Source organism: Streptomyces sp. HSW2009 (assembly GCF_040240285.1).
Lineage (GTDB): Bacteria > Actinomycetota > Actinomycetes > Streptomycetales > Streptomycetaceae > Streptomyces.
Genome location: NZ_JBEHZD010000293.1, coordinates 1 through 9662 on the forward strand (window position 1 = coordinate 1; position 9662 = coordinate 9662).

The 9662-nt window shown below is 71.0% G+C and carries 9 protein-coding genes; all 9 read right to left on the minus strand.

Annotated elements, in window-relative coordinates:
- Window positions 1-484 precede the first annotated feature (484 nt).
- Entirely contained in the window at window positions 485-1270 is a 786-nt protein-coding gene (lepB, locus tag AAHZ94_RS20840) for a signal peptidase I (RefSeq protein ID WP_349994498.1), read from the minus strand.
- Between the two features lie 50 nt (window positions 1271-1320).
- On the minus strand, window positions 1321-1668 hold the full coding sequence (rplS, locus tag AAHZ94_RS20845; RefSeq protein WP_349994499.1) for a 50S ribosomal protein L19: 348 nt from the start codon (window positions 1666-1668) through the stop codon (window positions 1321-1323).
- Window positions 1669-1797: 129 nt separating this feature from the next.
- The gene (gene trmD / locus AAHZ94_RS20850; protein ID WP_349994500.1) at window positions 1798-2619 is read right to left on the minus strand and encodes a tRNA (guanosine(37)-N1)-methyltransferase TrmD; all 822 of its coding nucleotides are present in this window, start codon (window positions 2617-2619) and stop codon (window positions 1798-1800) included.
- Entirely contained in the window at window positions 2619-3164 is a 546-nt protein-coding gene (rimM, locus tag AAHZ94_RS20855) for a ribosome maturation factor RimM (protein WP_349994501.1), read from the minus strand. Before rimM ends, trmD begins: the two co-directional genes overlap by 1 nt.
- 341 nt (window positions 3165-3505) lie before the next feature.
- Window positions 3506-3745 carry an RNA-binding protein gene (locus tag AAHZ94_RS20860; protein ID WP_349994502.1) on the minus strand — a complete coding sequence of 80 codons (240 nt, stop codon included), beginning with the start codon at window positions 3743-3745 and terminating at the stop codon, window positions 3506-3508.
- Between the two features lie 2 nt (window positions 3746-3747).
- Window positions 3748-4191, minus strand: a complete 444-nt coding sequence (gene rpsP, locus AAHZ94_RS20865) for a 30S ribosomal protein S16 (protein WP_176164355.1) — start codon at window positions 4189-4191, stop codon at window positions 3748-3750.
- 154 nt (window positions 4192-4345) lie between these two features.
- Window positions 4346-4936: a hypothetical protein gene (locus tag AAHZ94_RS20870; protein ID WP_349994505.1), complete on the minus strand. Its 591-nt coding sequence runs from the start codon at window positions 4934-4936 to the stop codon at window positions 4346-4348.
- 403 nt (window positions 4937-5339) lie between these two features.
- A complete protein-coding gene (gene proS / locus AAHZ94_RS20875; RefSeq protein ID WP_349994503.1) occupies window positions 5340-6752 on the minus strand; it encodes a proline--tRNA ligase in 1413 nt (470 codons plus the stop codon).
- Between the two features lie 1007 nt (window positions 6753-7759).
- Window positions 7760-9334, minus strand: a complete 1575-nt coding sequence (gene ffh / locus AAHZ94_RS20880; RefSeq protein WP_349994504.1) for a signal recognition particle protein — start codon at window positions 9332-9334, stop codon at window positions 7760-7762.
- Between the last annotated feature and the right edge of the window lie 328 nt (window positions 9335-9662).

Sequence of the window (9662 nt, forward strand, 5' to 3'; positions counted from 1 at the left end):
CCCGCCGTGCACGAGCCGTGGGGGGGGGGCGCCGGCGCGGGCGGCCGCGCCGCCGCCCCCGCGCGGGGGGGGGGGCGGGGGGGGGGGGGGGGGCGCGGGGGGCCGGGGGGGGGGGGGGGGGGGGGGGGGGGGGGGGGGCGGCGGGGCCCCACCCGTCGCGAGGTGGCGCGCGGCCCCGCCGGCCCCGGCGCTCCATGCAGATGCGCTCGGGGCAGCCTCCCCCGGCCCCTGCCCGACGCCGCCGTACCGGGGGTCGGTTCCACCGTGTCGGCCTGGCACCGTACGGTGCCGCCCGTCGTCGGCGGCGAGCGGCCCCGCGCCGTGCTCCGCCCCGAGGCTCCGTGCTCCGTGCCCCGGCGTCCCCTGCCCCGTCGCTCCGTGCTGCACCGCTCCGTGCCCCGCACGGGGCGCCGGCCCAGGCCACGCAGGCGCAGCCTCCTCCGGCGGCTCCGGAGGGTGGTGGCCCGGGCTCGGGCGCCCGCGGTCACCCATCGCCACGGGCCGTTCCGTGTGCGGAGCCAGGCTCCGGTACGCGCGCGAAGACGTCAGGACGGTGCAGCGAACGCAGCCGGTTCAGCGGCCAACCGATCCAGTCGGCCCGCCCTATCACCTTGCCCTCGGGCACATAGCCGCCGCCCGGTGCGCCGAGGCGGTCACGGGAGTCCCGTGAGGCGCTGCGGTGGTCGCCCATCACCCACAGCTTCCCCTCCGGCACCACGATGTCGAAGGGCACCTGGGAGGGGGCGTCCCCGGGGTACAGGTAGTCCTCGTCCACCGGCTGGCCGTTCACCTTGATCCTCCCCTGCTTGTCGCAGCAGGTGACGCGGTCGCCGCCGATCCCCACCACCCGTTTGACGTAGTCGGTCTCGGCCGCTTCGGCCAGGCCGACCGCCGCGAAGGCGGAGCGCAGCAGTGAGGTGACGGGGTTGCTCGGCGGTTCCTCTTCGACGAAGGAGCCGGTGCCGTCGAAGACCACGACGTCGCCGCGCTGCGGCGCATCACCGAAACGGTACGCCAGCTTGTTCACCAGCACCCGGTCTCCGACCTTGAAGGTGTTCTCCATCGACGTGCTGGGGATGAGGAACGGCTGCACGACGAAGGCGCTCAGCAGGGCGACGCAGGTCACGCAGACGGCGGCGAGCAGCCCCACCCGGCGCCATGGGCCGCCGCCGCTCAGCCACGAGAAACGCGCGAAGCGCGACCGCTGCTCCGGACCCGCTACGGGGTCGGGAGAGCGATCGCGCTCCGAAATCTCTGCGTCGGTGTCCATCGGGCCAGAGCCTATCTGGCCAGTCTGTGACCACCTGGCACGCGCTCGACTCAGTTGTCGCGCTTCTCCTTGATCTTCGCGGCCTTGCCGCGCAGGTCACGGAGGTAGTACAGCTTCGCACGGCGGACGTCACCGCGGGTCACGAGCTCGATCTTCTCAACGATCGGGGTGTGCACCGGGAAGGTGCGCTCGACGCCGACGCTGAAGCTGACCTTGCGGACGGTGAAGGTCTCGCGCACGCCGGAGCCCTGGCGGCGGATGACGACGCCCTTGAACTGCTGCACACGGGAGCGGTTGCCCTCGATGACGCGGACGTGGACGTTGACGGTGTCGCCCGGGCGGAAGGCCGGGATGTCGCTGCGCAGCGACGCGGCGTCGACGTTGTCGAGAAGGTGCATGACCGTCTGCTTTCTTCGCCCATGCCACAGGTCATGGACGGGATTCGAAATGTTGATGGGGGTGCTGCTCCACCGGACGAGCGTCGTTCCCCCTGTGGCAGGGGCGCGCGCTGGGCGGACAGCAGCGGCCTATTCTTCCACGACCGTCGCCGGTGGCCCAAATCGACCGTCGGGACCCTGCTGCCAGCCCAGGGCGGCGAGGATCGCACGGTCGCCCTTGTCCAACGTCGCGGGGTCGCACCGCTCGATCAGGTCGGGCCGGTTGCAGGCCGTGCGCCGGAACGCCTCATCGCGGCGCCAGCGGGCGATCTTCCCGTGGTGCCCGCTGACCAGCACGTCCGGGATGGTCCGGCCGCGCCACTCGGGCGGCTTGGTGTAGATCGGCCCTTCCAGCAGGTCAGCCATGGCGCCGGGGGCGAAGGAGTCGTCGCGGTGCGAGTCGGCGTTGCCCAGGACGCCGGGCAGCAGGCGGGCGATTGCCTCCGTCATCACCAGCACCGCCGCCTCGCCGCCAGCGAGCACGTAGTCACCGATGGAGACCTCGTACACGTCGAGCCGGTCGCCGTACTCGTCGATGACGCGGCGGTCGATCCCCTCGTACCGTGCAGGAGTGAAAACCAGCCATGGGCGCTGGGAGAGCTCCACCGCGATGGCCTGGGTGAAGGGGCGCCCGCTGGGGGTCGGCACCACCAGGGCGGGGGTGGCCCCGTCCTGCTCCGTACCGGAGCCGAGCACCTCGTCCAGCGCCTCGCCCCACGGCTCGGGCTTCATGACCATGCCGGGGCCGCCGCCGTACGGGGTGTCGTCCACCGTGTTGTGCCGGTCATGGGTCCACGTGCGCAGGTCGTGGACCCGTACGTCCAGTTGTCCGCGGGCGCGCGCCTTGCCGACCAGCGAGACGTTCAGCGGTTCCAGGTACTCGGGGAAGATCGTGACGACGTCCAGCCGCATCAGGCGCCGTCCCCACCGCGCGCGGTCTCGGCCTGTCCCTCGTCCAGCAGGCCAGGGGGCGGGTCGATGACGGCCCGCTGCTCCGTGAGGTCGATCTCGGGGACGATCTCCGAGACGAACGGCACCATCACCTCACTACCGTCGGGGCGTCTGACGATGAAGAGGTCCTGGTACGGCAGGTGGGAGATCTCGGCGATGCGGCCGACGGGGGTCCCGTCGACGGTCACCACGTCCAGGTCGATCAGTTGGTGGTCGTAGAACTCCTCGGGGTCATCGGGGACCTCCTCGGGGTCGACCTCCGCGATCAACAGGACGTTACGGAGCGCCTCGGCTCCCGTGCGGTCGCTGACGCCCGCGAAGCGCAGCAGGAGTCGGCCACTGTGGACGCGGCCGGTTTCGATCGTCAGCGGCCCCGCCGATGCGGGCTCCGTCGCGAGTACGGCGCCGGGCGCGAGCCTCAGCTCCGGCTCGTCGGTCCGTACCTCGACCGTGACCTCGCCCTTGATGCCGTGGGCGCGACCGACGCGTGCGACTACCAACTGCACTGTGCGTTTCCTTCTCTGCCGCCGCGCGGGCTACGCGGGGGTGGTGGATCGGACGGGAGGGGACGGGGGCGCGAGGCCGACCGACGCCCTGCGCCACGGAGCGCGGGGCAGCGCGGTAGGGCGGGTACGGGCCCCGGGCACCGCCCCGCGGAGCGTGCGCACAAGGGCACCGTGCGCCCGTGCGCGCCCTGCGACGCCGCACGCGCTACGGAGCGTGCAGGAAGCATCACGGAGCGGGAGCCGGGTCGTACGGGCCACCACCTCACCGTAGCCCGCGAACGCGGGACGGGCCGGGGACGACAGTCAGCCGTCCCCGGCCCGTGCCGGTGCTCACTCGCTTTTCAGCGAACCTGGTCCACGTCGACGAGGTCGACCCGGATGCCTCGGCCGCCGATGGCGCCCACGACGGTGCGCAGGGCGCGCGCGGTACGGCCGTTGCGGCCGATCACCTTACCGAGGTCGGCGGGGTGCACCCGAACCTCAAGGACGCGCCCGCGTCGCAGGTTGCGCGACTCGACCTGCACGTCGTCGGGGTTGTCGACGATACCCTTGACCAGGTGCTCGAGGGCTTCCTCGAGCATCCTCAGGCCTCGGTGGACTCGGTGGACTCGGCAGCCGGGGCCGCCTCGTCCGACTTCTTGTCAGCCTTCTTCGCCTTCGGGGTGATCGCCTCACCCTTGGGCTCGTCACCGGCGTCCTTCGCCGCGGCCTCGAACAGCGCGCTCTTGTCAGCCTTGGGCTCGGCGACCTTCATCGGCTCCGGAGCCGGCAGGCCCTTGAACTTCTGCCAGTCACCGGTGACCTTGAGGATGGCCGCGACCGGCTCGGTCGGCTGGGCGCCAACGCTGAGCCAGTACTGCACGCGCTCCGAGTCGACCTCGATACGCGACGGGTTCTGCACCGGGTGGTACAGGCCGATCTCCTCGATGGCCCGGCCGTCACGGCGGGTGCGGGAGTCGGCGACGATGATGCGGTAGTGAGGCGCGCGGATCTTGCCCAGGCGCTTCAGCTTGATCTTGACTGCCACGGGAGTGGTGTCTCCTGGTCTTGACGTGGTTGAGCACTTCGCGTGCCGCGTGGGGTTGCGGTACTTGAGCGCCCGATGGACGCGTCAGCCGGAGGAGAGAGGGGTCCTGTTCGACTGTCGAGTACAGCTCGCTATTGTGCCACACCGCTGCCGGTCAGCCGACCGCGACCACCTCGGGGATACGGAAGGGCTTGCCGCAGCCACCGCACATGATCGGGGCCTGGGCCAGGACCGATGGGACGACTCTCACATTGCGTCCGCAGTCGCACACCGCCTTGACACGCACCCCGCCACCGGACGACCCGTGTCGCGCGGCGGGGCCACGGAAGCTACGGGCGGTGTCGGAGGCGGTCGCCACGGTGTGTGCCTTCAGTGCGCGCTGGAGCCGCTCGGTGGTCGGGCGGTAACGCTTTCTCGCTTCTGGGTTCAGGGTGACCAGCGAGAAACCACTGCTCGGGTGTGGCTCCTCGGCGTGATCGAGGCCCAACTCCTCGGCGATCGCCAGGAATCGGCGGTTGTGGTAGCGGCCGGCACGCGAAGTGTCACGAATGCCGCGGGCTGCGGCGATCCCGTGCACGGCCTCGTGCAGCAGCCGTTCGAATGAGAGCTCGTGGCCACAGGCGGACGACGACTCTCCGATCAAGGATTCGGGCGCGGCGAGATCCGGCAGCTCGGGGTGGTGCCGTTGAATGTCGGCCCACGCCAGCGCCAGTTCCGCGGCGAGAACAGGTGGTGTCGTGCTCACGTCGTGACAACGAGCGGTGGCGGCTGGGTGTTCCGATTCCGGGCATCCCAAATAATTTGCACGTACCAGTCGGTTCACGCTGATGCCTCCTGACGAGGGCGGGTGCGCAGATCTGCGGAGGAGCGGCACGGTGCGCGTCAAGCCGGTACGTACCGGTGCGTACGCCCCGGCGTCCAGGCACCGTCCGCACCTCAGACGACCGCCGCACGCTCTCACCACGCGCCCGCGGCACTGTCAGTCGCTGCGCCGGCTCCGCGCGCCTTCAGCCACGGCCCGCGCGCCTCGAACGGTGCCCCGTCGCGCTGGGCCATGACGCCGTCCAGCCGTGCTCCGTTGCAGCACGGCTGGAGCCCGGACGTCGAATCGTGCGCCGATCGGTCGCTTCCCGCCGAGGGAGCCCGCGTCAGTAAGAGCGGGCGACGATGGCGACCGTACCGGGAGCATCGTCCGCGTCCGGCACCGAACCATCCTCGGCGATCAAACACCGTACGGATACAGCCTGTTCAGCCAGTTTGGCTTCGCCTTCGGGGCCGAGCTTCGCCCACGGGATGCGCGCCCAGCCACCCGCGGTGGCAGCCTCCGCGGCCTCGTCGAGGGTCGACACGTCAGCAGTGCGCTCCTCCCGACGGGTGCGGGACTGCTGGAGCAGCAGCGCCTGGTCCTCTTCGAGGATGCCGGGCAGCGTCTCGGGCAGGGTGTCGGCGCGCACCGGCTCCTTGCCGCCGGGGATGCGCCGGGCCAGCATGGCGGTGCCGTTCTCCAGGTCGCGGGGGCCGATCTCGATCCGTACCGGTACGCCCTTGAGCTCCCAGTCCACGGCGCGGCGGCCGAACGGGATGTCGACCCGGTCGTCGACCTGTACGCGGATGCCGGCGGCGGCCAGCTTGTCGCCGAGGGCGCGCACCGCGGCGACGGACTCCTCGCCCTTGATCGCCAGGACGACGGCCTGGACCGGGGCGAGACGGGGCGGGACGCGCAGGCCGCTGTCGTCACCGTGCGACATGATCAGCCCACCGACCATGCGCGTGGAGACGCCCCACGAGGTCTGCCAGACGAGCTCACGGCCTCCGTCGGCCGACAGGTACTGGGTGTTGAACGCCTTGGCGAAGTTCTGCCCGAGCTCGTGGCTGGTGCCGAGCTGGAGGGCCTTGCCGTCCCCCATCATGCCTTCGAGGGTGAGCGTGTTGATCGCTCCGGCGAACCGCTCCTTGGCGGTCTTGCGGCCGAGTACCACGTCGATGCCCAGCACGTTCACCATGAAGTCGGCGTAGACGTCGCGGTGGATGCGTGCGGCGTACTCCCGCGCGTCCTCGTACGTGGCGTGCGCCGTGTGGCCCTCCTGCCAGAGGAACTCGGAGGTGCGCAGGAACACCCGCGGGCGCATCTCCCAGCGCACCACGTTGGCCCACTGGTTGATCAGCAGGGGCAGGTCGCGGTAGCTCTGCACCCACTTCGAGAAGTACTCGTTGATGATCGTCTCGGAAGTGGGTCGCACCACGACCGGCTCTTCGAGCTCCTTGCCGCCCCCGTGCGTGACGACGGCGAGCTCCGGCGCAAACCCCTCGACGTGCTCGGCCTCACGCGTCAGGTACGACTGCGGGATGAACAGCGGGAAGTACGCGTTGGCCGCGCCCGCCGCCTTGATCCGGTCGTCGAGCTCCCGCTGCATCCGCTCCCAGAGCCCGTACCCATACGGTCGGATGACCATGGTGCCGCGCACGGGGCCGTTGTCGGCCAGTTCGGCCTTGTTGATCAGATCCTGGTACCAGCGCGGGAAGTCGTCCGCCTGGGGCGTGAGAACGGGAGCTTTTGCCATGGCGCAGATCGTACGGGGCGACCGGCACAGAGCGTGAATCGCGCCGGGTCTCCGGGGACGGGGCAGGGGCCACGGGGCGGGCTCATCCTTGTCGGCACGGAGCACGGAGCACGGAGCGGTGGAGCTGGCGTGCGGGGCACGGGGCACGGGGCACGGGGCACGGGAGGAGGATGCGGCACGGGGCTACGGGTCGCGCCGTGGGGCGGTGCGCGGGATGGAGCCGTTCGGCTGGTCTGCGGGGCGCGCCGTTCGTGGCCCCGGTGCGGAACATGGAGCCTCCTTGCCGGACCATGGCCGAGTCGGATCATGTTCGGCGGGGCGGACGGGCCGGCGTCAGGCCGATGGCGGTCTGACGGGCCGAGGCGGTGCGCGTACGCCGCGTGGGCAAGACCTCGCAGCACGGGCCATCGGGCGACGGCATCGATCGCTATCGCCGCGTACGCATGTGGCGTCCCGCGTGTACGCGCACACGCGGGCGGGAGTGGTGCCTCTGGCCGTTTCTCGCCCCGAGGCCCAGGCGGGCGGCGACTGGATCTCTGCGGCCCGTACGCCGCCGCCCGCGGGGCCTTCTCGGGTACGTGCCCGAGCCGCGCGCCTTCCCAGCGTCGTGCTCCGTGACGGTCCTGGGGCCAGACCGCACGGGGCTGCGCGGTGCGGTGGTACAGCGATACATGCGCTCCGGACCGTGCTCTGGTGTACGGCACGGGCGCCCCGCGGCCCCGTACCCCCACAGTGGAGCGCGCTTGCCCCGTGCCCCGTGCCCCAAGGACGAATGGCCCCCCACCCCCCGCGCGAGGCAGCGCCACGTGCTCCGTGCTCCGTGCTCCGTGCTCCGTGCTCCGTGCTCCGTGCTCCGTGCTCCGTGCTCCGTGCTCCGGCGGGAGGGTCATGCGCGGCAGGCCGGTCATGCGACGGGTGGACGGGGCGTGTTCGTGGCACGGCATGCACGAGCGCCGTGGTCCCGGATCGGTGTGCGGGGCCACGGCGCTCGGTTGTGGTGCTCGGGGTTACTGCTGGGGCGGGAGCATGTCCCGGAACTCCTTGGGGAGCTCGAAGGAACTCGCGTCCTTGCCCGCACCCGGCAGACCGAACGCATCGCCCGGCTGCGCGCCCGCGCCTGCTCCCGCTGCGCGGCGCTCCGCAGCGGCCTGCTCCTCAGCCTTGCGCTTCATGGGGTTGCCGCTGCGCTGCTTGCCCTTGGCCTTCTTCTGCGGCTTGCCCTTCTTCCGCGAGCCGCCGCCCATGCCCGGCATCCCTGGCATCCCCGGCATGCCGCCGCCCTGGGCCATCTTGGACATCATCTTGCGCGCCTCGAAGAAGCGCTCGACGAGGTTCTTGACGGCGCTGACGTCGACACCGGAGCCGCGCGCGATGCGGGCACGGCGCGAGCCGTTGATGATCGTCGGCTCCTGTCGCTCGGCCGGGGTCATCGACTTGATGATCGCGGCCGTGCGGTCGACGTCCTTCTCGTCCAGGTTGTTGATCTGGTCCTTGATCTGCCCCATACCGGGGAGCATGCCGAGCAGCTTGGAGATGGAGCCCATCTTGCGGACCTGCTCCATCTGCGCCAGGAAGTCGTCGAGCGTGAATTCCTTGGGGCCCTTCGCCAGCTTGGCCGCCATCTTCTCGGCTTCGGCCTGGCTGAAGGTCTGCTCGGCCTTCTCGATCAGGCTCAGCATGTCGCCCATGCCGAGGATGCGGGAGGCCATGCGGTCCGGATGGAACGCGTCGAAGTCGTCGAGCTTCTCGCCGTTGGACGCGAACATGACCTGGCGGCCAGTGACGTGCGCGATCGAGAGGGCGGCACCACCGCGGGCGTCACCGTCGAGCTTGGAGAGCACGACTCCGTCGAACCCGACGCCGTCGCGGAACGCCTCCGCGGTGTTCACCGCGTCCTGGCCGATCATCGCGTCGACGACGAACAGGACCTCGTCCGGACGCACCGCGTCACGGATGTCGGCTGCCTGCTGCATCAGTTCCTGGTCGATGCCGAGGCGGCCGGCGGTGTCGACGATCACCACGTCGTACTGCTTCGACCTGGCGAACGCGACGGAGTCCTCGGCGACCTTCACCGGGTCGCCCACGCCGTTGCCCGGCTCGGGGGCGTAGACGGCCACACCAGCGCGTTCGGCGACGACCGAGAGCTGGTTCACCGCGTTGGGGCGCTGGAGGTCACAGGCGACCAGCAGCGGTGTGTGCCCCTGCGTCTTCAGCCAACGGCCGAGCTTTCCGGCCAGGGTGGTCTTACCGGCACCTTGGAGACCGGCCAGCATGATCACGGTCGGCGGCGTCTTGGAGAACCGCAGTCGCCGCGTCTCGCCACCGAGGATGCCGACGAGCTCTTCGTTGACGATCTTGATGACCTGCTGGGCGGGGTTCAGCGCCTGGGAGACCTCAGCGCCGAGCGCCCGTTCCTTGACCTGCTTGATGAACGCCCGGACGACAGGGAGCGCGACATCCGCCTCAAGGAGGGCGATACGGATCTCGCGCGCCGTGGCGTCGATGTCCGCCTCGGACAGGCGCCCCTTGCCCCGGAGGTTCTTGAACGTCGCTGCGAGGCGGTCGGAGAGGGTATCGAACACGGCGGTCGCGAGTCCTTCTTGTCGAAGTCGATTCGGCGGTTGACCCCCTAGGGTATCCGCCCGGTCCAGCATGGTCTGCCCCGCGGCCCGTGGCCGGCCACCCAGCACCGGCAGTCACGGCGCGCACACGGGGCCCGTACGGGGCACAGACCGACGGCTCCGCGTCACCACTCAGACTTGCCGGAACGGGCTACGGGGCCGCCTCAACCACGGCGCCCCGTACTCCGCACCTCGCGCGCGAGGCAGCGCCACCCGCTCCGTGCTCCGTGCTCCGTGCTCCGTGCTCCGTGCTCCGTGCTCCGTGCTCCGTGCTCCGTGCTCCGTGCTC

What these genes read in the sequence shown, in the direction of transcription:
- proS (WP_349994503.1), bottom strand. Translation starts at nt 6,752, where the DNA reads ATGGCAAAAGCTCCCGTTCTCACGCCCCAGGCGGACGACTTCCCGCGC.
- lepB (WP_349994498.1), bottom strand. Translation starts at nt 1,270, where the DNA reads ATGGACACCGACGCAGAGATTTCGGAGCGCGATCGCTCTCCCGACCCC.
- AAHZ94_RS20860 (WP_349994502.1), bottom strand. Translation starts at nt 3,745, where the DNA reads ATGCTCGAGGAAGCCCTCGAGCACCTGGTCAAGGGTATCGTCGACAAC.
- trmD (WP_349994500.1), bottom strand. Translation starts at nt 2,619, where the DNA reads ATGCGGCTGGACGTCGTCACGATCTTCCCCGAGTACCTGGAACCGCTG.
- rplS (WP_349994499.1), bottom strand. Translation starts at nt 1,668, where the DNA reads ATGCACCTTCTCGACAACGTCGACGCCGCGTCGCTGCGCAGCGACATC.